Origin of the sequence: Kribbella sindirgiensis, assembly GCF_004331435.1 — a bacterium.
GTDB lineage: Bacteria > Actinomycetota > Actinomycetes > Propionibacteriales > Kribbellaceae > Kribbella > Kribbella sindirgiensis.
In genome coordinates, this window is record NZ_SJKA01000010.1 from 71,454 (window position 1) to 94,859 (window position 23,406).

Below are 23,406 nucleotides of genomic sequence, written 5' to 3' on the forward strand. Positions count from 1 at the left end.
TTTTCACGAGCCGCCCGATCGCCCACCGTGAGCACACGCTTTCCGTCCGGTGCGCCGGTTGTCCCCTTCGTCTGGAATGATCGGCGCCATGATGAACCGCGTACGTGCAGCCCTCGTCGTCGTGGCCTGCCTGGTCGGGCTGACCGGGTGCGTCAAGCTCGACGCCGACCTGAAGGTCGGGTCGAACGAGACGGTCTCGGGGACCATGAAGCTCGGGGTGGACAAGCAGCTGCTGCAGTCCAGCGGCCAGTCCCTCGACAAGATCCGGCAGCAGATCGAGACCGGCGTCAAATCGACGGCCACCAAGGGCGTCGAGTGCAAGTCGTACGAGGACGACAAGTACGTCGGCTCCAACTGCACCTTCCAGAACGTGCCGTTCTCCGACATGGGCGGCTCGAGTGGTGACGGGGTCGCCCTCGCCAAGGACGGCGACAAGGTCACGCTGAAGGTCGACGCCGACAACCTGGGCAGCAGCCTGCCGTCCGGCAGTCAGCCGGAGGTGAACTTCAAGATCACCATGCCGGGCAAGATCCTCGAGCACGACAGCGGCGCCAAGATCAGTGGGCGGACGGCGACGTACGACAGCGTCGACAAGCTCGGGAAGATCTCGCTGACCTCCGAGGCCGGTGGCGGGTTCCCGATGTGGGCGCTGATCCTGATCATCGTGCTCGTGCTGCTGGCGATCGGCGCGGCGGTGTTCTTCATCCTGCGCAGCCGCAAGGCGCAGGGGCAGCAGGGCTACGGCCAGCAGTTCCCGGGGCAGTACCCGGGCCAGCCGGGTCAGTACGGCGGTCCGGGGCAGTACCCGGGGCAGCCTGGGTTCGGTCAGCAGCAGTACGGCCAGCAAGGTCCCGGTGGGCAGTACCCGGGCCAGCCCGGTCAGTACGGCGGCCAGCCGGGCCAGCCGGGCCAGCCTGGTCAGTACGGTGGCCAGCAGGGACAGCCTGGTCAGTACGGCGGGCAGCCGGGGCAGTACCCGGGTCAGCCGCCGCAGGGGCAGCAGCCTGGTCAGCCTGGTCAGCAGCAGTACCCTGGGCAGCCTCAGCAGGGTCCCGGTGGTTGGGGACAGCAGCCAGGTCAGCAGCCTGGTCAGCCGCCGCAGGGTTACGGTCAGCAGCCGCCGCAGCAGCAGGGTGGTTGGGGTCAGCAGGGTGGTCCGTCGGCGCCTCAGCAGGGGCAGCAGGGCGGTTGGGGACCGCCGCCGAAGGACAATGACGGGCAGGCATGAGACTGACGGAATTCTGGGCTCGGATGGATCACCATCTCGGGCCCGCGTATGCACGGACCTGGGCAGAGACCCAGGTGGTCCAGGAGCTCGGCGGCCGCACGGTCGTCGAGGCCCTGGCCGACGGTGAGGCCGCCAAGTTCGTCTGGCGGGCCGTGTGGAAGCACCTCAACCTCCCCGCCAGCGAACGCTGAACAGCCCACCCACTCGATCAGGTTCTGGTGAGCGTGGACTCACCCTCAGGCAGGCTGTCGGCCGGCTCGGGATCGCGCTGACGGGCCAGTCGGCTCGGCCACCACAGGTGCCGGCCGATGTCCAGGTTCAGCGCCGTGACCAGCACGGCGCGGACGACGATGGTGTCGAGCAGTACGCCGAGCGCGACCGCGATGCCGATCTCCGCGAAGGCCACCACCGGCAGCGTCGCCAGCACCGCGAACGTCCCCGCCAGTACCAGGCCGGCCGACGTGATCACCCCACCGGTCGCGGCGACCCCGATCAGCGCTCCGCGCCGGGTGCCGTGGGTCTTCGCCTCCTCGTGCACGCGCGTCATCAGGAAGATGTTGTAGTCGATCCCCAAGGCGACGAGGAAGACGAAGACGAACAGCGGCAACGAGGTGTCCGCACCCCCGAAGCCGAGTGCGTTGAACACGAGTGAGCTGATCCCGAGCGCCGCGCCGAACGACAGTACGACGGTTGCCACCAGCATCACCGGCGCGACCAGTGCCCGCAGCAACAGTGCGAGGATCGCCAGCACCACCGCGAGCACCACCGGGATGATCAGCTTGTTGTCGTGATCGGACGCCCGCTGCGTGTCCAGCAGGATCGCGGCGCCACCCCCGGCGAGCGCGTCGGCGTCCGGCACGGCGTGAACGGACGCCCGGACCCGATCGACGGTGTCCTTCGCGGCCTGCGTGTCCACCGCGTCGGTCATGGTCCCCTCGAGGTACGCCAGTCCGCCGGCCACCCGCGGCTCCGCCACCGCCGCGATCCCTTGCGTCGACGACATCGCCGTACGGACCTCCGCGGCCTTGTCAGCCTTGCTCACGACGACCAGTGGGTTGCCCGCGCCGGCCGGGAAATGGGCGGCCACGATCTTCTCTCCGACCACGGAGTCCGGCGTACCGACGAAGGACTCCTCGTTGGACAGCCCGTTGGCGTCGAGTGTCAGGACGCCGAGGGCGGCGATGCCGAGGAGTACGGACGTGGTGATCCAGGTCAGCCGCGGCCGTACGGCGATCCGTCTGCCGATGCGACCCCACACACTCGTCTCGGTGTGGTCATCCGATCCGTACGTCGGACGGAGCGGCCAGAACACCCAACGACCACAGATGACGAGCAGTGCGGGCAGCAAGGTCAGCATGGCGAGCAGTGCGATCACGATGCCGACTGCTGCGACCGGACCGAGCCCGCGGGTGGAGTTCATCGAGGCGAACAGCAGACAGAGCATGCCTGCTACCACTGTGGATCCTGATGCGATGATCGCTGGGCCCGATCGGTGCAGAGCGACTGCCATCGCCTCATGCCGGTCCTGATGTCTCCTGAGTTCTTCGCGGTACCGGGCTACCAGTAGCAGGGCATAGTCCGTCCCCGCGCCGAACACGAGGACTGTCAGGATGCCTGCGCTCTGGGCGTTGACGGTCAGGTCTGCTCGGGTCGCCAAGACGTAGATGACGGCCTGTGCCGCAAAGAGGGCGACACCTGCGGAGAGGAGTGGCAGCAACCACAACACAGGGCTCCGGTAGGTGAGCAGGAGGATGACGATCACTACGGCTGCAGCGGAGTACAGGAGTTTGCCGTCGATACCTGCGAAGGCCTCTTGCGAGTCGGCGGCGAATCCGCCCGGTCCGGTCACGTGGAACGACAGCCCGTCCGGCCGGTCCGCCGCGATCCGCCTGATGTCATCGGCACGCGCACCGATGGTCTCCCAGCCTCCAGAGCCGGCGTTGATCGGTACGAGCACCTGGAGTGCCTTGCGATCCTCCGACGGGATCGGCCCGACGACGTCACGGTCGACGTCCTGCAGGTCGCCGTACTGCGCCACCTGTCGGGCGACCGCTTGCTGGTCAGCGGGAGTGATACCGGACGAGCGTTCGTACACCAGCACAGCCGGAATCTCGTCCGGGGACGAGAACTGCTCGGTCGCCTTCAAGACCTCGGTGGACTCAGCCTTGCCGGGCAGCCACGAGACAGCGTCGTTCTCCTGCGCGCCGGTCAGCTTGCCTGCCGGACTGAAGGACACGCCTATTGCGACGATCCACAGTGCCAGCACGATCCACTTGGACACCTTGCCGCACGGCAACGCCGCCAGCCGTCCCACTCCGCCCACCCGAACCACGCCCCCTGGAGAGACGTCTGTCCGCACGCCGGACCGATCACGACGTCCCCCGGAACCAGCGTGGTGGCTGTGTCATGCAGGGTCAACGACCACTCGGTAGTACTGCGCTCACCGTGCGTCCTCCTGCCTGCACAGGAACTGGTTCAGTTCTCAGATCGTCCAGCCGGTGCGGGCGGCCCACTCCTCGGCCGGTAGGTAGATGAGATCGCAGACCGGGTCCTTGAGATCGGTGTAGTCGCCGATCCCGAGCCGGAGCGCGGCGGCCTGCTCCTTGAAGACGGCGTACGCCCGTGCCGTTTCCGGATGACTGCGCAGGTAGTCGCGGAACAGCAGGGCGTAGCGCTGGTTGGCGCGCCCTGCCACGCGGATGTGCAGGTTCACCCGGCGCCGGTACATCGGCTCGACCAGCATCCGCTTCACCCACTGGATGTCGTCCGCGGGCAGGCCCGGCACCGGGTGGTCACGCCGCGGCGGGCGGAGTTCCCAGTCCGCGGCGGCCATCCGCTCGGCGACGTCGTCCAGGTCCGGTTCGGTGCCTACCGTCACCTGGATGTCGATGATGTCCTTGGCTGGCAGACCCGGCACCGAGGTGGAGCCGACATGGTCGATCCGCTGGGCCAGCTCGCCGAGCAACCCGCTGATCACCTGTGCGGTCTTCTGGTACTGCGCGGGCCAGGTGTCGTCCGGCCGCGCAATGACGATCTCAGTCATGGGGAGATCATCCCAGTACCGCGAGGGCAGGTCCCAGCCATTACACCGGTTTGACCCGGAACGCGCTGGTGGTGAGCAGGTCTGCTGCTTCGTACGCCGCCTTCTTGATGCCCTTGCGCTCGTCGAAGAAGCCGCCGACCACGCCGACGCCGGGAAGCTTCCCGACGAACCGGGCGCCCAGGCTGCCGCGCGGGCGCTCTTCAAACACCTCGCTGAGCCCGCCGAACAGCTTGCTCAGTCGCCAGACCAGCCGGACGCCCTTGCGCAACCCCATGTCCTTTGAGACCTCGTCGAGGCCCAGCTGCTCGGAGACGTCCTTGCCGGCGACCTCGGGGTCGTCGTACTTGAGGACCTCGTCCGGCGTGATCGGGCGGTCGGTGAGGACGCGGATGATGATCGACGTACGGTCGGCGTGCGCTTCCACGCCGTACTCACGGCAGACCGCGCCGATCACCATCGCCTGCACGGCCGCGCCGAGAGTGTCCTTCATCGGTAGCCGGTCGGCGGCCGCACCGCTGAGCCGGGGGAGACCGGCGACGACCGCGGCGAACCCGCCGAGGCGCTCGACCCACCAGTCGCAGCGCTTGGCCAGCGGGAGCGTCGGCCACTCCTCGTGGCCGGGCACCTTCATCTGCAGCAGCCGGTCGATCGCTAGGATCAGGCCCTTCTCGGCCAGGTTGGGCTTCTCCTGGTCGGAGTACTCGGTCAGGTAGCTGCGGATGCCGAACGGGTCCTGCGAGCGGAGCGCGTCGAGCACGAAGTCGATACCGAATTCGACCCGGCTGATCGCGAGGACCACGGCGGAATCGGGGATGTCGGGACGGTCGGTCACGTCCGCAAGAGTAGGGATCAGCTGGGTCAGGATGGTTGCCGGAACAGGCTTCGGCGTGTCAGTTGTGATTCGAACACGTGTTCGGGATACTTTGGTGCTCGGAAGGTGGCTGGACGGCCGAGTTGTCCACAGATTCGAAGTCGCGGCGAAAACTGTCGGAGGCAACGAATACCTTCTCTGGCGACAACAAAGTTCCTTCGGGCGGCCGGCGGCGGCCCCGGATTATCAGATGGGTCAGGTGGCAGTCACATGGCGGGTGTAGCGAGTGCGGAGCGCGCGGCGGCCGATCGCGAGAAGGCGCTTGCGACCGCGCTGACGCAGATCGAGCGGCAGTGCGGCAAGGGTTCGGTGATGCGCCTGGGCGAGCAGAACAGGCCGCCGATCGAGGTCATCCCGACCGGTTCGATCTCACTCGACATCGCGCTCGGGATCGGCGGTCTGCCGCGCGGCCGGGTGGTGGAGATCTACGGCCCGGAGTCCTCCGGTAAGACGACGGTCGCCCTGCACGCGGTGGCGAACGCGCAGCGCGCCGGCGGGATCGCGGCCTTCATCGACGCCGAGCACGCGCTCGACCCGGAGTATGCGCGGAAGCTGGGCGTCGACACCGACGCGCTGCTGGTCTCGCAGCCCGACTCCGGTGAGCAGGCGCTGGAGATCGCCGACATGCTGGTGCGCTCCGGCGCGATCGACATCGTCGTGATCGACTCGGTGGCCGCGCTGGTGCCCCGGGCCGAGATCGAGGGCGAGATGGGCGACAGCCACGTCGGTCTGCAGGCCCGCCTGATGAGCCAGGCGCTGCGCAAGATGACCGGTGCGGTCAGCGGGACGAACACGACCGCGATCTTCATCAACCAGCTGCGCGAGAAGATCGGCGTGATGTTCGGCTCCCCGGAGACGACGACCGGTGGTAAGGCGCTGAAGTTCTACGCCTCGGTGCGGCTGGACGTGCGCCGGATCGAGGCGCTGAAGGACGGCACGGACGTGGTCGGCAACCGGACCCGCGTCAAGGTCGTGAAGAACAAGGTGGCCCCGCCGTTCAAGCAGGCCGAGTTCGACATCATCTACGGCCAGGGCATCAGCCGCGAGGGCAGCCTGCTCGACCTCGGTGTGGACCAGGGCTTCGTCCGCAAGGCCGGCGCCTGGTTCACGTACGAGAGCGACCAGCTCGGCCAGGGCCGGGAGAACGCGCGGAACTTCCTGCGCGACAACCCCGATCTGGCCAACGAGCTGGAGAAGAAGATCAAGGAGAAGATGGGTATCGGCCCGACCCTTGACCAGCCGGCCGGCGAGGCCGCGGCCGAGGTCGATGTCGACTTCTGACCGACCCTCCGCGGGCGGCAGCGTCCCCCGGCAGTCATCAGCTGCCGACGACGCTGCCCCCGCGGCGCTGTCCCTCCCTCACGACGAACGCCTCGCCCTGGCCCGCAAACTCCTGGCCGAAGGCGCGAACGCGTCCGCGAACCCCGCGGAGCCGGTCGCCGGAGAAACCGCGGACCCGGCTGCCACCGAGCGCACGCCGTACCGGCGGAGGTCAGCTCGGCAGGTGTCCGCGGAGCGTGATACCTCGCGCTCGACGTCTTCGTCGGGTGGCGATCGGCGGGGCCGTGCGGGCAGCGCAGCAACTGCCTTTGGTGACAGCGAAAGGTCCTCCAGTAATTCGAGGCGAGGAAGCAATCGGGGATCGAGCGCAGTCGACCCGTGGGACGACCCCGGTGACTTCCTGGACAGTGGGGAGTCGGAGCGGAGCACCACGCGACGCACCAGTTCCATCAGACGAACCGCCGACCCCATAGACCCCTGGGGCGACGAGGACCAGCAGACCGTCCGGACGTCCAAGGACCGAGCCGCCGCCCGCCGAGCCGCAGCCCAAGCCTTCGCAGACGACGCTCCTGCGCCTGAGCCGTCAGCTGAGTCGACGCCGTCGGCCTGGCGCGATGACCTCGGCGCGGTCGACACGTTTGACCCGTGGGCAGACCCGGTTGATGCCTCTATGGACGACTTGTCGTCTACCACGTCGCACCCTTCCACCCGCGGTACGAGCCAAGCTCGGCCCAGTCCGTCGACCGCAGCATCCGACGAGGCACACGCCTCCGGGGGCGACGTGCCCGCCGACGCTCGTGCTGACGGGCCCACAGACGCATCCACGGCCGCGCGCTCGGATGCACCCTCTGACGCTGGTGCTGGCGGAGTCACGGCCGCACCTACGGATTCACCCGTGGACGCACCCTCCGGCGCACAGTCGCGCGGGTCGGGTGACGCGTTCAGCGGAGTGCCTGGCCTGGCGGGTGCTGCGCCCGTGGACACGGCGGGTGGCGTGTTCGGGGCAGAGGCCTCGGGGGCGTCGGCGGGTTCGCGGGGTGGTTCGGCTCGGGGTGGGGCTGGGCGGCGGCGTGGTGGGGGATTTGGGCGGCGGGGGAAGCGGCCAGTGGGGGAGGAGCCTCCGGGGACGGGGGATCCGGAGTTTGATGGGGCGGCGGGGGATCCGTACTCGGTGGCTCGGACGATTCTGCTGGACAAGTTGACGGGGCAGCCGCGGACGCGGGCCGAGTTGGCTGATCTGCTGGCTGAGCGGGAGATTCCGGACGAGGTGGCCGATGCGGTGCTGGATCGGTTTACCGACGTCGGGCTGATCGACGATGCCGCGTTCGCGAACGCCTGGGTGGAGTCACGGCATCGCGGACGAGGTCTGGGGAAGCGTGCGCTGGCGCAGGAGCTGCGGCGGCGTGGGGTGGACGACCAGTTGGCGCGGGACGCGCTGGACGAGCTGCAGCCTGAGCAGGAGGAGGAGCGGGCTCGCGAGCTGGTACGGCGGAAGTTGCGCTCGATGCGTTCGCTGGAGCGCCAGGTAGCGATGCGGCGATTGCTCGGAATGCTTGCGCGTAAGGGATATCCGGGTGGTCTGGCCATGACCGTCGTCAAAGAGGAGCTCGACGCCGGCCACGAAGAGTTCCCGCTCCTCGACTCCTCGGGACTTGAGCCGGAGTAGTTCCTGCTCCTCGAGTCCTCCGGTCTCGAACCCGAGTAGTTATCGGCGGTAGCGTCGGTGGGGTGATGAGCCTGGGTGATGTGGAGCGGGTGGTTCTGGCGTTGCCGGGGACCGAGGAGGCCACTCGGTATGGGACGCGGACGTGGAAGGTTGGAGGGAAGGCGTACGCGTGGGAGCGGCCGTTCAGTAAGGCGGATCTGAAGCGGTTTGGGGACGAGACGCCGCCTAGCGGGCCGATTCTCGCGCTGGTGGTTGAGGACCTGGCGGAGAAGGAAGCTGTGCTGCAGGCGCGGGCCGGGGACGGGTTCTTCACCATCCCGCATTTCGATGGGTACGCCGCAGTACTGGTTCAGCTGGACGAGGTGTCCGAGGCCGTCCTGAAGGAAGCCCTGCTCGACGCTTGGCTGGTGCACGCGCCGGCGGATGTGGCCAAGGCGCACCTCGGAAACAGGTAGCCGGCGACCCGGCCTCACCACCCGGTGACCCATGGATATGACGGAGGGTGACGTGGGTTCGGAGGGCGGGCTGCGGCGAGGGGCGTTGACGGGTGCGGCGTGACGGTGTGTTATCCGAGGTAGGACCGGTATTTGCTCCGGTCCGTAGGCTGGGATTTTCCGTCGATCCGCCCCAGACACCGCGGAGGGTGCAATGAACGATTTCCAGGAACAGGCGAAGAACTGGCTCCGGAATGTCGTCAAGCAGAACCCGGACAAGATCAAGGCCGGCGTCGAGAAGGCAGGCGACCTGATCGACAAGCAGACCGGCGGGAAGTACGCGGAGAAGGTCGACGCAGTCCAGCAGAAGGTCGGCGGCTTCGTCGACAAGCAGAACTCCGAAGACGCCCCGGGCCGCTCCGAAGAGACCCCGAGCCCGGCGGGAGCGGAATCCTCCACGGCGCCTGAGCGCCCCGAAGCAGCGTCCGAGTCCACCGGGACTGCTTCCGAGTCAGCCACGGGCGCGTCGGCAGGTACACCCGAAGCGGCCCCCGGTGAGTCGGCGGAGACGGCCGGCACGTCGGACGGGCGAACCGGGACCCAGGGCAGCTAGTCCAGCCGGGTCCACGGACGGTCAGCTCGACCGCTGAGGTTGGTGTGGTCGAGCTGACAGCACACGGCTGGGGGATCCGGAGTAGACCACCTCACGAGGTGGTCTTGTGGAGGTGTGGCGCGAGATCGGCGGTGCCGTCGACGAGTGTCCGTCTTGACCGGGTGGTGGGGCGCGCTTAGCCTCGGCATCAGGAAGGGATGAATCCACCGGTACGGTGGCGGATATGAGGAACGGCGGGCTGGTGAAACTACCGGCCGGCCGGGAAAACGCAACCACGCTCGACCGAGCTGAAGGAAGGACGACGGCGTCGTACAAACGCTGTCGGATAGACGGCGCCGCACGTAATACCTGAACGGCAGCAGCCAGCCAGGACACGAGCGGGGCCATCGTGGTCTCCGAGGGTTCGACCGGCGACGCACGGTGAGCAAGCAACGCGGGACGGCTGCGGATGCGGCGTCCCCGCAGTCGGCGGACGGGGGTTCGCGGACCGCGAGCACGCTGGCAGCACATCGGCAGCGAGTGCGCAGCAGCACCGTCGGCACCGCCGGAAGTGGCAGCACCGGTACCGCCTCAGCAGGGGTGGCGCCGGCACCGCCGTACCCTGGTGACGCCTTACCGAAAGGCTGGGTGGCTGATCCCTTCGACCGATGGCCACAGTTCCCGCGTGGGACTCGAAGGAGAGGGGAGACGCCGATGACCGCGATGTCCGTTGGCCTGGCCCTGATCGGATTGCTGATCGCCGGACTGCTGGCGTGGATCGGCCTCACTCTCTCCCGCCGGAAGGCTGTGGACGCCGCGAGTTCGCCACAGCAGGCGACCCAGCGCGAGACCGCCCAGCTCGAGGCTGCCCAACACGAGACAGCACAGCTCGAGGCTGCACAGGTCGAGGCAGCTCAACGGGAGGCGGCTCAACTCCAGGCGGGCGCGAAGACCGCGGCGGAGCTGATCCGTCGGCAGGCCGAGGAGGACGCCGCCGTACTGCGGACGCGGGCCGAGGCGGCCGAGCAGCGCGCCGAGGAGATCCGCCGCGGCGCGGAGGACCGGGCGTCCGAGGTACGGCGTGACGCGGAGCAGCGGGCGTCCGACGTACGCCGGGAGGCGGAGGCGGAGGCGCAGTCGATCCGGGACGACCTGCGGGAGCAGCGGCTGGAGATGGAGCGCCGCGACCACCGGCTGACCGAACGCGAGGAGCGGCTCGACGAGCAGCACCGCGGGATCGAGGAACGCCACACCGAGCTGACCGCGCGGTTGGCGGAGCTGGAGCTGCGCAAGCAGGAGATCAAGGATCTCGAGGACGAGCGCCGCCGGATTCTCGAGGGTGTCGCGAACCTGACGAGCGAGCAGGCGAAGGCCGAGCTGGTCGCGGCGATCGAGGACGAGGCGAAGCGGCACGCGCACACGATCGTCCGCGACATCGAGCGGCAGGCGCTCGACGAGGGCGAGACGAAGGCGCGCAAGATCATCACCGGCGCGGTGCAGCGGCTGGCGTCCGAGCAGACGAGTGAGTCGGTGGTGTCGGTCGTCCATCTGCCGAGCGACGACATGAAGGGCCGGATCATCGGGCGCGAGGGCCGCAACATCCGGTCGTTCGAGCAGACCACCGGCGTGAACCTGATCATCGACGACACCCCGGAAGCGGTGCTGCTGTCCTGCTTCGATCCGGTTCGCCGGGAGACCGCGCGGCTGACCCTGGACTCGCTGGTGCTCGACGGCCGGATCCACCCGAGCCGGATCGAGGAGATCTACGAGCGCAGCAAGGGCGAGGTCGCCGAGCTGTGCCAGCGGGCCGCCGAGGACGCGATGGCCGATGTCGGGATCATCGACCTGCATCCGGAGCTGATCCGGACGATGGGGCTGCTGCGCTACCGGACGTCGTACGGGCAGAACGTGCTGAAGCATCTGGTCGAGTCGGCGCACATCGCCTCGATGATGGCGGCCGAGCTCGGGCTGGATCCGAAGCTGTGCAAGCGCGGCGCGTTCCTGCACGACATCGGGAAGGCGCTCACGCACGAGTCCGAGGGCAGTCACGCGATCGTCGGCGCCGAGCTGGCCCGCAAGTACGGCGAGAACGACGACGTCGTGCACTGTATCGAGGCGCATCACAACGAGGTCGAGGTCCGGACCGTCGAGGCCGTGCTGACGCAGGCGGCGGACGCGGTGAGCGGCGGCCGGCCGGGTGCGCGGCGCGAGTCGCTGGAGGCGTACGTACAGCGGCTCGAACGGCTCGAGGAGATCGCGATGCACCACGACGGTGTGGAGAAGGTGTTCGCGATGCAGGCCGGCCGGGAGATCCGCGTGATGGTGCTGCCGGACGCGGTCGACGACATCGCGGCGCAGGTGATGGCCCGCGACATCGCGAAGCAGGTCGAGGAGGAGCTCACCTACCCCGGTCAGATCCGCGTGACCGTCGTCCGGGAGTCCCGGGCGACGGAGGTCGCGAAATAGTTGTCGAGCCCGCAACCCGCGCCGACGTCGACAGGATGGTCGGCGCGCTGGAGGGTGAACCGTGGGCGCAGCACCACATCCGGGCTCGTTGGGACATCCAACAGTCCGACGGCGGCGTCTACCTGCTCGCGCGGCGCGACGGCGAGATCGTCGGGCAGACGATCCTGCTGCGGCAGTCGAAGTACGACGAGGTGCGCGCCGACGCGGATCCGGCCGAGATCAACGCGCTGCACGCGGAAGTCCCGGGACAGGGCGTCGGTACGGCGATCATTCGCGCCGCGGAGGCGATCGCGGCGGGGGAGTGGAACCGGCCGGCGATCGGGTTGGCCGTGGAACTGGACAACGACCGGGCGCGGGCGTTGTACGAGCGGCTCGGGTACGAACCGTGGGCCGGGCCGCGGGTGCTCGACCACTGGACGGAGCAGGCGGCGGACGGGACTGTCGTACGCACGCACAACGACCCGTGTGAGTACCTGCTGAAGACCTTCTAGGCGACGCCGGCGGCCGATGCGGTGAAGGTGTTGACGCGGACGGCGTACCGGCGCGGCGGCAGGAACGTGAAGCCGGCTTTCTCGATGCCGTCAGCGGAACGCGGACTGCCCGGTCAGCGCCTGACCGATCACGAGCTGGTGCACCTCGGACGTCCCCTCGTAGGTGAGGACGGACTCGAGGTTGTTGGCGTGCCGCATGATCGGGTATTCGCCGCTGATGCCGTTCGCCGCGAGGATCGTGCGGCACTCGCGGGCGATCGCGATCGCCTCGCGGACGTTGTTCAGCTTGCCGACCGACACCTGCTCGGGCCGCAGTGTGCCCTTCTCCTTCAGCCGGCCGAGGTGGACGGCGAGCAGGATGCCCTTGTTCAGCTCGACCGCCATGTCGGCCAGTTTCGCCTGCGTCAGCTGGTACGCCGTCAGCGGCTTGTCGAACACGATCCGCTCGCCGGCGTACGCGATCGCGGTCTCCAAGCAGTCCCGTGCCGCGCCCATCGCGCCGAAGATGATGCCGAACCGGGCCTCGTTCAGGCAGCCGAGCGGGCCGGACAGGCCGCGCGCCTCGGGCAGCATCGCGGACTCCGGCAGCCGTACGTCGTCGAGTACCAGCTCGGACGTGACGGATGCGCGCAGCGACATCTTCTGCTTGATCTCCGGCGCCGAGAACCCGGGCGTCGACGTCGGTACGACGAAGCCGCGGACACCGTCGTCGGTCCGGGCCCAGACCACCGCGACGTCGGCGATCGAGCCGTTGGTGATCCACATCTTCGAGCCGTTCAAAATCCAGTCGGCGCCGTCGCGGCGGGCGTTCGTGCGCATGCCGGCGGGGTTCGAGCCGAAGTCCGGTTCGGTCAGCCCGAAGCAGCCGATCGCCTCACCCGCGGACATCCGCGGGAGCCACTCGGCCTTCTGCTCCTCGCTGCCGTACTTCCAGATCGCGTACATGGCCAGCGAGCCCTGCACGGACACCAGCGACCGCATGCCCGAGTCGGCCGCCTCGATCTCGAGACAGGCCAGCCCGTACGCGACCGGACCGAGTCCGGCGCACCCGTACCCGGTCAGGTGCATCCCGAGGAACCCGAGCGCCCCGAGCTCCTTCGCCAGCTCCCGGGCCGGAATCGCCCCCGCCTCGAACCACTCCGGCAAGGACGGCCGCAACCGCTCGTCCGCGAACCGCCGCGCAGCCCCCCGAACATCAACCTCCTCCGCACTCAGCAAGGAGTCGACATCCACCAGATCCAACGAAGCACCCATGTGCTCACGCTAGCTGGTCAGCGCTGTGGCCGGCCTCACTTGCGGTACCAGGGCCACCACCAGTGGCGTTTGCGGGGGTGGCGGACTATGACGCTGGCGTGGTGGGCCTTGCCGGTGACGTGGAGGCGGACTCCGCCGGGGCGGGGGGCTACGGCTTTGTTCTTGGCGCTGCTGTGGTTGGCCTCGACCTGGTCGATGTCGACACTCCAGCCTTCGGGGATGACCATCACCACCGAGCTGTGGATGGCCTGGGCGTCGACGTAGATGTCGGTCCACTGCACCAGCGCGTCGGTGAAGTCGAGCTTCACGGAGGAGTGCTCCGCGATCGCGGTCAGCCGTTCGGGGACGGTCCAGGCGCCCTCGCGCTTCTGTGCGCTGTGCCGGGCCCGCAGCGTCAGCTCCTGGGCGCTGCCATGGGCGACCGGCACCAGGTCCGCGGTCGCGTTGCGGAGCTCGAGCTGGGTCTTGGCCGAGTAGATCTGGGTCAGCCGCTCGTCGAGTTCCTCGAAGTCCAGCCGCCCGTCGGTGTGCGCCTCCTGGACCACGGCGGCGGCACGCTCACGGTCGTTGTCGGATGCCCGGTGGTTGGGCGGCGGCTGCTCCAGACTCATGCCCCGTAAGGTAACCGCCGCATCAGGCGACGAGTGACAGGAACCGCTCCACCACTGTCGACCACGTCTTCTCCAGTTCGACGGCGTACCGGTCCGCGTCCGCCACCACGGTGTCCGGGTCGAACCCGAGAGCTTGCAGTCGGTCCGGCGACCACCGCCGTACCCGCTCCGCTTCCACCTCCGGATGGAACTGCACGCCCCAGCTCTGCTGCCCCAGTCGCAGCATCTGGTTCGTGCAGCGCTCGCTCGACATCAACAGCACAGCATCGGATGGCAGCCGGGTGATCTGGTCCTGGTGACTCTCCACGGCCCGCAGCGTCGACGGCAGACCAGCCAGCAGTACGTCGTCCGCACCGGCCGGGAGCACCGTCAGCGAGGTCACACCCTTCTCAGGCTGCCCGTACTTTCCCTGCACCTCCCCGCCGAACGTATGCGCCAGCAACTGCGCCCCGAGACAGATGCCGAGCACAGGTACCTGTCCGTGCGCCTGACGCAGTAGTGCACGCTCTGCCGGCAGCCACGGCGACCGTTCGTCCTCGTCCGGCAGCATGCCGCCGCCGAGCAGGATGAGCCCCGCATGACCGTCCACGCTCCCGGGTACGGGTTCACCGTCCCAGGCCCGGACGACGACTGGAGAGATACTCCGGGCGTCCAGCCATTCCAGCAACCGGCCAGGACCGCTGTCACGGTCGTTCTTGATGATCAGCACAGAAGTCACCCGGCCACGGTACGGCGGCACACCGAGCTGCGGCGTACCGGAGGAGGGATTCCGGGATACTGATGCACTGGGGGTGTCGATGGAACCTGTCAGCGGATTCGTGCGGGCTGTTGTCGGAGATGTGGCCTTCATCTTCAGCAAGGGCATGGTCAGCGCGTACCTGCTCGCCCGCCGCAACGGGTGGCCGCGGCCGCAGCTCGACCTACTGGTGCGGTCACACGGGCAGTACGTCCCGCTGGCCATTCCGACCGGCACCGTGCCGGCCGTGGGGCGACTGGTCGGCCTGGACGAGTTCCGGCCGGCTCCGCTGATCACAGTCGAGTTCACGCCGGGTGACACCGGCGCCGAGGCCCATCTCACGGCCAACAGTCCCGTCCTGATCACGATCACCGACGTGACCCACCGCGAGTACGACGCCGTAGTACTGACGACCTCGCTCGGCGCGGCGGCGTACGCACAGCTGCCGCCGGGGTACTACCACGTCTCCGCTGTGGTCATCGACGAGTACGGCGACCTGCTGCAGGGGTACGGCGCTCAGCACAACCTGCACGTGGACAAGGGCGACGACCTGATCGTTTCGCTGTCGATCCGGACCGCCGGCGTGACGGAGATCGCAGAAGCCCTGGAGACCGGTCCACAGCCCGCACTGGTCGGGGTGGACGGTGACGTCGTACCGCTGCTCGACCTGGCCCGGATCGGCCGCGCACCGGACTGTGACCTGATCCTCGACCGCCCGGACGTCAGCCGGCATCACGCGGAGCTGCTGCGCATCGACGCGACCAGCTACGAGCTGCGGGACCTGGGGTCGACCAACGGGACGCTGGTGAACGGCGTACCGATCGAGACCGCGATGGTGACCCACGGGGACGAGATCCGGCTCGGAGCGCTCCCGTTCCGGCTCCTGCTCGCCTGACCCGTGCCCCTGATCCGTGCCCTGACCTGGAACAATGGCGCCGTGAACCCGCGTAGCGTCGTCATCCTCGGCTCCACCGGCTCGATCGGTACCACGGCGCTCGAGCTGATCGGACGGAACCGGGACCGCTTCCGCGTCCTGGCCCTGTCCGCCGGCGGCGACAACGTCGCGCTGCTCGCGGAGCAGGCGCTCGAGTTCGGCGTCGAGGTCGTGGCGGTGGCCAAGGCGACGGTCGCGCAGGACCTGCAGCTGGCGTTCTACGCCGAGGCGCAGCGGAAGGGGTACGCGCAGGGCGAGTTCCGGATCCCGAAGATCGTCACCGGGCCGGACGCCGCCGGCGAGCTCGCGGCGCTGCCGTGTGACGTAGTCCTCAACGGCATCAACGGGTCGGTCGGTCTGCACGCGACGCTGGCCGCGCTGGACGCCGGGAACACGCTGGCGCTCGCCAACAAGGAGTCGCTGGTGATCGGCGGGCCGATCGTCACGCGGCGGGCGAAACCGGGCCAAATCGTCGCGGTCGACTCCGAGCACAGCGCGATCGCCCAGTGCCTGCGCGGCGGTACGCCGGACGAGGTCCGCAAGCTGCTGCTGACCGCGAGCGGGGGCCCGTTCCTCGGCCGGCCGCGGAGCGAGTTGGAGGCCGTGACCGTCGAGCAGGCCCTGGACCACCCGAACTTCGCGATGGGGCCGGTGGTCACGATCAACTCGGCCACGCTGGTCAACAAGGGGCTCGAGCTGATCGAGGCGCACCTGCTGTTCGGGATCCCGATGGACCGGATCGACGTGGTCGTCCACCGGCAGCAGGCGATCCACTCGATGGTCGAGTTCGTCGACGGCTCCACGATCGCGCAGGTCGGCGTACCGACGATGACGGTGCCGATCGCGCTCGCGCTGGGCTGGCCTGACCGGATACCGGACGCATCGCCGCCGTGGAACTGGGCCGAGGCGAGCACCTGGACGTTCCAGCCGGTCGACGACGCGGCGTTCCCGGCGGTCCAGCTGGCCCGGGAGGCGGGGACCCGCGGCGGGACTGCTCCGGCCGTCTTCAACGCGGCGAACGAGGTCTGCGTGCAGGCCTTCCGGGACGGCCGGCTGCCGTTCACGGGGATCGTCGACACGGTGGCCCGGGTGGTGACCGATCACGACGTACCCTCGTATGAGGAACTGTCCGTCGACGACGTGCTCGCCGCGGACGCGTGGGCCCGACAGCGGGCCCGGGAGATCACCGGAGTACAGGAGACCCAGCAGGCATGAGTGTGCTTCTCACGACCCTCGGCATCGTGCTCTTCGTTGTCGGGGTGCTGATCTCCGTGGCGCTGCACGAGCTGGGCCACATGCTCCCGGCCAAGGCGTTCGGGATGAAGGTCACGCAGTTCTTCGTCGGCTTCGGGCGGACCATCTGGTCGACGAAACGCGGCGAGACGGAGTACGGCATCAAGGCGATCCCGGCCGGCGGTTTCGTCCGGATCATCGGGATGATGCCGCCCGCCAAGGGCCAGGACCCGACGAAGGTGCGGAAGGCCAACACCGGCCCGATCCAGTCGATGGTCGAGAACGCGCGCACCGCGGAGTACGAGACGATCGCGCCCGAGGACAACGGCCGGCTGTTCTACCAGAAGGTGTGGTGGAAGAAGCTGATCGTGATGGCGTCCGGGCCGCTGGTCAACGTGCTGATCGCGGTCGTGCTGTTCACCGGGCTGTTCACGATCTACGGCGACAGCGTCGCGCAGACCACGATCTCCACCGTCACCGACTGCGTGATCCCGGCCGACCAGGCGTCCGCGAACCGCAAGTGCCAGGACGGCGACAAGGTCTCGCCGGCCAAGCAGGCCGGGTTCCAGGTCGGTGACAAGATCGTCGCGTTCAACGGCACCACGATCACCAGCTGGGACCAGCTGACGCCGCTGATCCGGGCGAACACCGACAAGCCGGCCACGATCGTTGTCGAGCGCAACGGTCAGCAGCTGACGCTGAAGACCAGCACGATCATCAACCAGGTCCTGGACAAGCCGGGGTCGGACAAGTACGTGTCGGTCGGGTTCCTCGGGGTCTCGCCGGAGAGCAAGGTCGAGCGGCAGAGCGTCGGGTACGCGCTCGACAAGATGGGCGGCTACACGGTCAGCACCGTCCAGGCCCTCGGCCGGTTCCCGGAGAAGCTGGTCGGCGTCGCGAAATCGATCGTCGGCGGCGAGCGGGACCAGGACAGCCCGATGAGCGTGGTCGGCGCCAGCCGGGTCGCGGGCGAGATCGCCGCCAGCGACCTGAACGTCGGCGCGAAGGCGGCCACCCTGATCCTGCTGCTCGCCTCGCTGAACCTGTTCCTCGCCCTGTTCAACTTCATCCCGCTGCTGCCGCTGGACGGCGGTCACATGATCGGCGCGATCTGGGAAGGTATCCGGCGCGGCCTCGCCAAGCTGTTCGGCCGGCCGGACCCCGGGTACGTCGACGTGGCCAAACTGCTCCCGATCGCGTACGTCGCGGCGAGTGTGATCGTGGTGATGGGCGTGCTGCTCGTCATCGCCGACATCGTGAACCCCATCAAGCTGTTCAACGGATAGTCAACGGTTAGGAAACATGAGCATCAACCTCGGCATGCCTGCCTTGCCGCCCCCCACCCTCGCGCCGCGCCGCAAGACCCGCCAGATCAAGGTGGGTAAGGTGCTCGTCGGCGGCGACGCGCCGGTCTCGGTGCAGTCGATGACGACGACCAAGACGCACGACGTGAACACGACGCTGCAGCAGATCGCCGAGCTGACCGCGGCCGGGTGCGACATCGTCCGGGTCGCGTGCCCGCGGCAGGAGGATGCCGACGCGCTGGCGGAGATCGCGCAGCACTCGCAGATCCCGGTGATCGCCGACATCCACTTCCAGCCGGGCTACGTGTTCGCGGCGATCGAGGCCGGGTGCGCCGCCGTACGGGTGAACCCGGGCAACATCCGCAAGTTCGACGACCAGGTCAAGGAGATCGCGCAGGCCGCGAAGGACCACGGTACGTCGCTGCGGATCGGGGTGAACGCGGGCTCGCTGGACAAGCGGCTGCTGGAGAAGTACGGCAAGGCGACGCCCGAGGCGCTCGTCGAGTCGGCCGTCTGGGAGGCGTCGCTGTTCGAGGAGCACGACTTCCACGACTTCAAGATCTCGGTCAAGCACAACGACCCGGTCGTGATGGTGCAGGCCTACGAGATGCTCGCCGAGCGCGGCGACTGGCCGCTGCACCTCGGCGTCACGGAGGCCGGGCCGGCGTTCCAGGGCACGATCAAGTCGTCGGTCGCGTTCGGTGCGCTGCTGTCCAAGGGCATCGGCGACACGATCCGGGTCTCGCTGTCCGCGCCGCCGGTCGAGGAGGTCAAGGTCGGCCTGCAGATCCTGCAGTCGCTGAACCTGCGCGAGCGCAAGCTCGAGATCGTCTCCTGCCCGTCCTGCGGCCGCGCCCAGGTGGACGTCTACACCCTGGCCGAGCAGGTCACCGCCGGCCTCGAGGGCATGGAGGTCCCGCTCCGCGTCGCCGTCATGGGCTGCGTCGTCAACGGCCCCGGCGAGGCCCGCGAAGCCGACCTCGGCGTAGCCTCCGGCAACGGCAAGGGCCAGATCTTCGTCAAGGGCGAGGTCATCAAGACGGTCCCGGAGTCGGCCATCGTCGAAACCCTGATCGAAGAGGCGATGCGCATCGCCGAGCAGATGGAACCCACCGAAGGCACCGAACCCACCGTCACCGTCAGCTGATCCTGCCGGCGCGAAGGGGCAGCCCCACGCTGCGAAGGGTTTCCTCTGACGTGGGGCCGTTGGGGTTGCCGGGGATTCTCCGGGGGTAGGTGCGGGCGTACTGTGCCCGCAGGTCGTGCCCTCTGGGAGGTTCCATGCGCAAGAAGATTCTGGCCGTGCTGGCGATCGGTGCGGCGGTGTGTGCGTCCACCATGCCGGCGGCGGCCATCAACTCGTACAACGCGACTCCGGCGCCGGAGCGGACCGAGGTCGGGGCGTTCGTGGCGTTGTGGGACAACACCGGCGACGGCGTACCGGACCGGTTCGACTGGGTGTGCAGCGGCACGATGGTGGACCGCGACACCTATCTGACGGCCGCGCACTGCACGGACGACTGGCCGGCCGGTACCAAGTTCTACGTGTCGCTCGACCAGGACGTCCAGACGCTCCTCGACAACGCCGCGGCGCAGGGGCTGACGCCCGCGCAGACCGCCGCCTGGTTCGTCGCGAACCACCACGCGGTGGAGGGCGACACCCATCAGGACCCGGCGTACCCGGGCACCTCGGCCGACGCGCACGACATCGGCGTGATCGACTTCGCGAACCGCGCGACCGATCCCGCGGACGTCTGGAGCTTCACACCGGCCACGCTGCCGACCGCGGGTCAGCTGGACCAGTTGGGCGGCCGCGCGCTCGACGCCGCGTCCTGGCTGGTCGTCGGCTACGGCACGCAGGAGGCGGTCAACGGTCCGGGCGGCCAGACGCACCCGGGCGGCGGTGTGCGGATGAAGGCGCCGGTCGACTTCGACGCGCTGAACAAGACCTGGGTCCGGCTCGCGATGACCGCGCCGCAGGGCAACGGCGGCGCCTGCTACGGCGACTCGGGCGGCCCGAACTTCGTCACGCTGAACGGCAAGCGCATCCTCGCGGCGACCACCATCACCGGCGACACGCCTTGCTACGCGACGAACGTCGTGTACCGGACCGACACCCCGTCGGCGCGGTCGTTCCTCGCGCCGTACGTCAACCTTCCCTGATCGCGGGAGCTGCGGTCACCCGCCGGCTACGCTTCGGCGGGTGACCAGTTACCTCATCGTCAGCGCGATCCGCGCGGAAGCTCGCTACGTACCGGAAGGGCTGCCGGTCGTCGTCACCGGCGTGGGCAAGACGGCGGCCGCGGTCGCTACCGCGCGGGCGTTGGCGGAACGGGATACGACGGAGCTGGTGGTGCTGAACGTCGGTACGACGGGGGCGCTGCGGGACGGGCTCTCCGGGTTGTACCTGCCGAGCACGGTCCTCAACCACGACGTGAACGCGGACGCGGTCCGGGCGATCGGGCTGGATCCACGTGATGAGCTGCAGGTTGCGGGTGGGGACGGGACGGTCCTGGCGTCGGGGGACGTGTTCGTGACGGATTCCGTCGTACGGGCGCGGTTGGCGGAGCGGGCGCACCTGGTGGACATGGAGGCGTACGGCGTCGTCTACGCGTGCCAGGAGTACGGCGTACCCGTCCGCGTCGTGAAGCACGTATCGGACTCAGCAGACGAGGCAGCCCTCGACTGGCCGGCCCTCGTAGACGCCAGCGCAAAGGTGCTGGGCGAGTGGGTCAGCGAGAACGCTCGCTGAGCCATTCGAGCACGGCGACCTCGCGGGAAGATCCCCAGGTGCATATGGCGCATTCTGGACGGGGTCTGGGGTGGCGGCCTAGCGTCAGGGGTTCGTGAGGGACTCGGCTGGAGGTTTGTATGTCGGTTTTGTCGGGGCTGGTTGCGGCGCTCGCCGATGGGGCGGTTGAGGTGGTGGATCTGACGTCGCCGTTGTCTGCTGCGACTCCGGTGATTCAGTTGCCGCCGGAGTTCGGGCAGACGGCGTCGTTCGCGTTGGAGGAGATCAGCAGGTACGACGATCGCGGGCCGGGCTGGTACTGGAACAACTTCACCAGTGGCGAGCACACCGGTACTCACTTCGACGCACCGAACCATTGGGTGACCGGCAAGGATCTGGCCGATGTGGCGTCGGTGCCGGCGCGGCGGCTGATCGCGCCGGCCGTTGTGCTCGACTTCACTGCCGAGGTCGAGAAGAATCCCGACTTCCTCGTCGAGGTCGACCACCTCAAGGCGTGGGAGGCGGACAACGTCCCGCTGCCGGCCGGTGGCTGGTTGTTCGTCCGTACGGGATGGGATGCGCGGTCGCATTCGCAGGAGGCGTTCCTGAACGCCGACGAGAACGGACCGCACACGCCCGGCCTGTCGCCCGAGTGCGCACGATGGGTCGCGGAGGAGTCGCCCGTACTCGGCCTGGGCGTCGAGACGGTCGGGACCGACGCGGGGAAGGCGCACTCGTTCGATCCGCCGTTCCCGTGCCACTCGTACCTGATGGGCAGCGACAAGTACGGCCTGACCCAGTTGCAGAACCTCGCCGAGCTGCCGCCGACCGGCGCCGTGGTGATCGCCGGGCCGCTGCCGATCGTCGGCGGCTCCGGCTCGCCCGCCCGGGTGCTCGCACTGGTCGAACGCGGATGAACGTCGCGGTCGCCGTCGGCCGGGCGTTGACGGCGGCGGGCGTCCGCCAGGTGTTCGGCGTGGTCGGCTCCGGCAACTTCCACCTGACGAACGCGATGGTGGCCGCCGGTGCGCGGTTCGTCGCCGCGCGGCACGAGGGCGGCGCGGCCACGATGGCGGACGCGTACTCACGGATGAGCGGCACGGTCGCCGCGCTGTCGGTCCATCAGGGATGCGGTCTCACCAACGCGATGACCGGGATCGCCGAGGCGGCGAAGAGCCGTACGCCGATGCTCGTGGTCGCGGCGGAGGTCACCGAGCCGCGGTCGAACTTCTACGTCGACCAGGACGCGCTCGCCCGTTCGGTGGGCGCGGTGCCGGCGCGGATCACCTCGGCGGAGACGGCGGCCGCGGAGGCCCACGCAGCGGTGGCGACAGCGGTACGCGAACGCCGTACGGTACTGCTGAATGTTCCGCTTTCCCTGCAGGCGTTGGAGTCCGCGGAGCCGGTGACGCAACCGCTGCCTTCACGCGATCCCCTCGTACCGGAGGCGGCCGAGGTCGCCGCGCTGACCGACCTCCTGCGGCGCGCGGAGCGGCCGGTGTTCGTCGCGGGCCGCGGCTCCCGTGGATGTCGGCACGCCCTTGAAGAGCTGGCGGAACAGTGCGGCGCGCTGCTCGCGACGTCGGCCGTCGCGCACGGCCTGTTCCACGGCAACCGTTGGGATCTCGGCATCTCCGGCGGCTTCGCCTCGCCCCGTACCGCTGAACTGATCCGGGGCGCCGACCTCGTCGTCGGCTGGGGCTGCGCGCTGAACATGTGGACGATGCGGCACGGGCAGCTGATCGGACCCGACGCGACGGTGGTGCAGGTCGACGACGACCCGTCCGCGCTCGGTGCGCATCGTGAGATCCAGCTGGGCGTCACAGGCGACGTCGAGCTCACCGCGAAGCTCGCTCTCGCGTCGTACGGCGAGCAGCAAGTGGGTTATCGCACCGACGAGCTTGGAAGCGTGCGGTGGAGGGATGTTGCGTTCGACGACGAGAGCACGGGGGAGCGGATCGACCCGCGGACGTTGAGCATCGCACTCGACGACCTCCTCCCCGCCGAACGGGTGATCGCCGTCGACTCCGGCAACTTCATGGGCTACCCGAGCGTGTGCCTGTCGGTGCCGGACGAGAACGGGTTCTGTTTCACTCAGGCGTTCCAGTCGATCGGGCTCGGGCTGGCCACCGCGATCGGTGCCGCGCTGGCGCAGCCGGATCGACTGCCGGTCGCGGTACTCGGTGACGGCGGTGCACTGATGAGCGCCGCGGAGCTCGACACCGTACGCCGGCTCGGCCTGCCGATGCTGGTGGTCGTGTACAACGACGAGGCGTACGGCGCCGAGGTACACCACTTCGGTCCGGGCGGGCATCCGCTGGAGACGGTGACGTTCCCGCCGACGGATATCGCGGCGATCGGGCGGGGATACGGCTTCGAGGCGGCGACCGTGCGCACGGCCCAAGATCTGACCGCGGTCGAGGACTGGCTGAACGGGCCGCGGTCGGCGCCGATGCTCGTGGACGCCAAGGTCGTCGCGGAGCACCCGTCGTGGTGGCTCGAGGAAGCGTTCCGCGGGCACTGAAGGATCC

Annotated in this window: 22 protein-coding genes; 16 read left to right on the forward strand and 6 right to left on the reverse strand. The window is 68.9% G+C overall.

The annotated features are described in order from the left end of the window. Positions 1–88 precede the first annotated feature (88 nt). Complete coding sequence (locus tag E0H50_RS26590; RefSeq protein ID WP_131293248.1) at positions 89–1,228, forward strand: LppM family (lipo)protein; 1,140 nt, start codon at positions 89–91, stop codon at positions 1,226–1,228. Beyond that, a complete protein-coding gene (locus E0H50_RS26595; protein WP_131293249.1) occupies positions 1,225–1,419 on the forward strand; it encodes a DUF3046 domain-containing protein in 195 nt (64 codons plus the stop codon). Before E0H50_RS26590 ends, E0H50_RS26595 begins: the two co-directional genes overlap by 4 nt. Before the next feature lie 17 nt (positions 1,420–1,436). On the opposite strand, the gene E0H50_RS26600 is transcribed toward E0H50_RS26595, so the two are convergent. The 3 genes from E0H50_RS26600 to E0H50_RS26610 form a co-directional block, all read right to left on the reverse strand. Next, the gene (locus tag E0H50_RS26600) at positions 1,437–3,542 is read right to left on the reverse strand and encodes an MMPL family transporter (RefSeq protein WP_238151227.1); all 2,106 of its coding nucleotides are present in this window, start codon (positions 3,540–3,542) and stop codon (positions 1,437–1,439) included. 168 nt (positions 3,543–3,710) lie between these two features. Further along, positions 3,711–4,271, reverse strand: a complete 561-nt coding sequence (locus E0H50_RS26605) for a GrpB family protein (RefSeq protein ID WP_131293251.1) — start codon at positions 4,269–4,271, stop codon at positions 3,711–3,713. Between the two features lie 40 nt (positions 4,272–4,311). Beyond that, positions 4,312–5,103, reverse strand: a complete 792-nt coding sequence (locus tag E0H50_RS26610; RefSeq protein WP_131293252.1) for a hypothetical protein — start codon at positions 5,101–5,103, stop codon at positions 4,312–4,314. Positions 5,104–5,352: 249 nt separating this feature from the next. On the opposite strand from E0H50_RS26610, the gene recA reads away from it, so the two are divergent. The 6 genes from recA to E0H50_RS26640 all read left to right on the forward strand — a co-directional run bounded on the left by recA (position 5,353) and on the right by E0H50_RS26640 (position 12,072). Then, entirely contained in the window at positions 5,353–6,423 is a 1,071-nt protein-coding gene (recA, locus tag E0H50_RS26615; RefSeq protein WP_131293253.1) for a recombinase RecA, read from the forward strand. A 1,171-nt stretch (positions 6,424–7,594) separates the two neighbouring features. Next, entirely contained in the window at positions 7,595–8,089 is a 495-nt protein-coding gene (locus tag E0H50_RS26620; protein WP_238151228.1) for a regulatory protein RecX, read from the forward strand. Between the two features lie 65 nt (positions 8,090–8,154). After that, positions 8,155–8,544: an MmcQ/YjbR family DNA-binding protein gene (locus tag E0H50_RS26625; RefSeq protein ID WP_238151229.1), complete on the forward strand. Its 390-nt coding sequence runs from the start codon at positions 8,155–8,157 to the stop codon at positions 8,542–8,544. 193 nt (positions 8,545–8,737) lie between these two features. Then, complete coding sequence (locus tag E0H50_RS26630) at positions 8,738–9,136, forward strand: antitoxin (protein ID WP_131293255.1); 399 nt, start codon at positions 8,738–8,740, stop codon at positions 9,134–9,136. 693 nt (positions 9,137–9,829) lie between these two features. Beyond that, positions 9,830–11,581, forward strand: coding sequence for a ribonuclease Y (gene rny, locus E0H50_RS26635; RefSeq protein WP_131293256.1), 1,752 nt, complete (start codon positions 9,830–9,832; stop codon positions 11,579–11,581). Between the two features lie 35 nt (positions 11,582–11,616). Further along, on the forward strand, positions 11,617–12,072 hold the full coding sequence (locus E0H50_RS26640) for a GNAT family N-acetyltransferase (protein ID WP_131293257.1): 456 nt from the start codon (positions 11,617–11,619) through the stop codon (positions 12,070–12,072). Between the two features lie 90 nt (positions 12,073–12,162). Here the strand turns inward: E0H50_RS26640 and E0H50_RS26645 are convergent, their stop codons facing one another. From E0H50_RS26645 to E0H50_RS26655, 3 genes are read right to left on the reverse strand one after another with little or no spacing between them, the layout of a single operon-like run. Further along, positions 12,163–13,326: an acyl-CoA dehydrogenase family protein gene (locus tag E0H50_RS26645; protein WP_131293258.1), complete on the reverse strand. Its 1,164-nt coding sequence runs from the start codon at positions 13,324–13,326 to the stop codon at positions 12,163–12,165. A 35-nt stretch (positions 13,327–13,361) separates the two neighbouring features. Beyond that, positions 13,362–13,937: a DUF1707 SHOCT-like domain-containing protein gene (locus E0H50_RS26650; protein ID WP_131293259.1), complete on the reverse strand. Its 576-nt coding sequence runs from the start codon at positions 13,935–13,937 to the stop codon at positions 13,362–13,364. A 22-nt stretch (positions 13,938–13,959) separates the two neighbouring features. Next, positions 13,960–14,655: a type 1 glutamine amidotransferase gene (locus tag E0H50_RS26655; protein WP_165547311.1), complete on the reverse strand. Its 696-nt coding sequence runs from the start codon at positions 14,653–14,655 to the stop codon at positions 13,960–13,962. Here E0H50_RS26655 and E0H50_RS26660 point away from each other — a divergent pair. The 8 genes from E0H50_RS26660 (at position 14,636) to E0H50_RS26695 (ending at position 23,399) form a co-directional block, all read left to right on the forward strand. Further along, the gene (locus tag E0H50_RS26660) at positions 14,636–15,568 is read left to right on the forward strand and encodes an FHA domain-containing protein (protein ID WP_131293261.1); all 933 of its coding nucleotides are present in this window, start codon (positions 14,636–14,638) and stop codon (positions 15,566–15,568) included. The two genes, E0H50_RS26655 and E0H50_RS26660, sit on opposite strands and share 20 nt — an antisense overlap. A gap of 42 nt (positions 15,569–15,610) precedes the next feature. Then, the gene (gene dxr, locus E0H50_RS26665; RefSeq protein WP_131293262.1) at positions 15,611–16,822 is read left to right on the forward strand and encodes a 1-deoxy-D-xylulose-5-phosphate reductoisomerase; all 1,212 of its coding nucleotides are present in this window, start codon (positions 15,611–15,613) and stop codon (positions 16,820–16,822) included. Continuing rightward, a complete protein-coding gene (locus E0H50_RS26670; protein ID WP_131293263.1) occupies positions 16,819–18,126 on the forward strand; it encodes a M50 family metallopeptidase in 1,308 nt (435 codons plus the stop codon). The genes dxr and E0H50_RS26670 overlap by 4 nt, the downstream gene beginning before the upstream one ends. Positions 18,127–18,142: 16 nt before the next feature. Beyond that, positions 18,143–19,291 (forward strand): flavodoxin-dependent (E)-4-hydroxy-3-methylbut-2-enyl-diphosphate synthase, encoded by a 1,149-nt coding sequence (gene ispG / locus E0H50_RS26675; protein WP_131293264.1) that lies wholly within the window; start codon positions 18,143–18,145, stop codon positions 19,289–19,291. Positions 19,292–19,425: 134 nt separating this feature from the next. Next, the gene (locus E0H50_RS26680) at positions 19,426–20,307 is read left to right on the forward strand and encodes a trypsin-like serine protease (RefSeq protein WP_131293265.1); all 882 of its coding nucleotides are present in this window, start codon (positions 19,426–19,428) and stop codon (positions 20,305–20,307) included. 40 nt (positions 20,308–20,347) lie between these two features. Then, complete coding sequence (locus E0H50_RS26685; protein ID WP_131293266.1) at positions 20,348–20,896, forward strand: nucleosidase; 549 nt, start codon at positions 20,348–20,350, stop codon at positions 20,894–20,896. A gap of 119 nt (positions 20,897–21,015) precedes the next feature. Continuing rightward, positions 21,016–21,792: a cyclase family protein gene (locus E0H50_RS26690; RefSeq protein WP_131293267.1), complete on the forward strand. Its 777-nt coding sequence runs from the start codon at positions 21,016–21,018 to the stop codon at positions 21,790–21,792. Then, the gene (locus tag E0H50_RS26695) at positions 21,789–23,399 is read left to right on the forward strand and encodes a thiamine pyrophosphate-binding protein (RefSeq protein WP_131293268.1); all 1,611 of its coding nucleotides are present in this window, start codon (positions 21,789–21,791) and stop codon (positions 23,397–23,399) included. Before E0H50_RS26690 ends, E0H50_RS26695 begins: the two co-directional genes overlap by 4 nt. The last annotated feature ends 7 nt before the right edge of the window (positions 23,400–23,406 follow it).

Excerpts from the sequence above, each read along its gene's own strand:
- recA (WP_131293253.1), top strand. The coding sequence starts at position 5,353 with ATGGCGGGTGTAGCGAGTGCGGAGCGCGCGGCGGCCGATCGCGAGAAG.
- E0H50_RS26670 (WP_131293263.1), top strand. The coding sequence starts at position 16,819 with ATGAGTGTGCTTCTCACGACCCTCGGCATCGTGCTCTTCGTTGTCGGG.
- rny (WP_131293256.1), top strand. The coding sequence starts at position 9,830 with ATGACCGCGATGTCCGTTGGCCTGGCCCTGATCGGATTGCTGATCGCC.
- ispG (WP_131293264.1), top strand. The coding sequence starts at position 18,143 with ATGAGCATCAACCTCGGCATGCCTGCCTTGCCGCCCCCCACCCTCGCG.
- E0H50_RS26595 (WP_131293249.1), top strand. The coding sequence starts at position 1,225 with ATGAGACTGACGGAATTCTGGGCTCGGATGGATCACCATCTCGGGCCC.
- E0H50_RS26650 (WP_131293259.1), bottom strand. The coding sequence starts at position 13,937 with ATGAGTCTGGAGCAGCCGCCGCCCAACCACCGGGCATCCGACAACGAC.
- E0H50_RS26605 (WP_131293251.1), bottom strand. The coding sequence starts at position 4,271 with ATGACTGAGATCGTCATTGCGCGGCCGGACGACACCTGGCCCGCGCAG.
- E0H50_RS26645 (WP_131293258.1), bottom strand. The coding sequence starts at position 13,326 with ATGGGTGCTTCGTTGGATCTGGTGGATGTCGACTCCTTGCTGAGTGCG.
- E0H50_RS26680 (WP_131293265.1), top strand. The coding sequence starts at position 19,426 with ATGCGCAAGAAGATTCTGGCCGTGCTGGCGATCGGTGCGGCGGTGTGT.
- E0H50_RS26695 (WP_131293268.1), top strand. The coding sequence starts at position 21,789 with ATGAACGTCGCGGTCGCCGTCGGCCGGGCGTTGACGGCGGCGGGCGTC.
- E0H50_RS26625 (WP_238151229.1), top strand. The coding sequence starts at position 8,155 with ATGAGCCTGGGTGATGTGGAGCGGGTGGTTCTGGCGTTGCCGGGGACC.
- E0H50_RS26590 (WP_131293248.1), top strand. The coding sequence starts at position 89 with ATGATGAACCGCGTACGTGCAGCCCTCGTCGTCGTGGCCTGCCTGGTC.
- E0H50_RS26660 (WP_131293261.1), top strand. The coding sequence starts at position 14,636 with ATGATCAGCACAGAAGTCACCCGGCCACGGTACGGCGGCACACCGAGC.
- E0H50_RS26640 (WP_131293257.1), top strand. The coding sequence starts at position 11,617 with ATGGTCGGCGCGCTGGAGGGTGAACCGTGGGCGCAGCACCACATCCGG.
- E0H50_RS26690 (WP_131293267.1), top strand. The coding sequence starts at position 21,016 with ATGTCGGTTTTGTCGGGGCTGGTTGCGGCGCTCGCCGATGGGGCGGTT.
- E0H50_RS26630 (WP_131293255.1), top strand. The coding sequence starts at position 8,738 with ATGAACGATTTCCAGGAACAGGCGAAGAACTGGCTCCGGAATGTCGTC.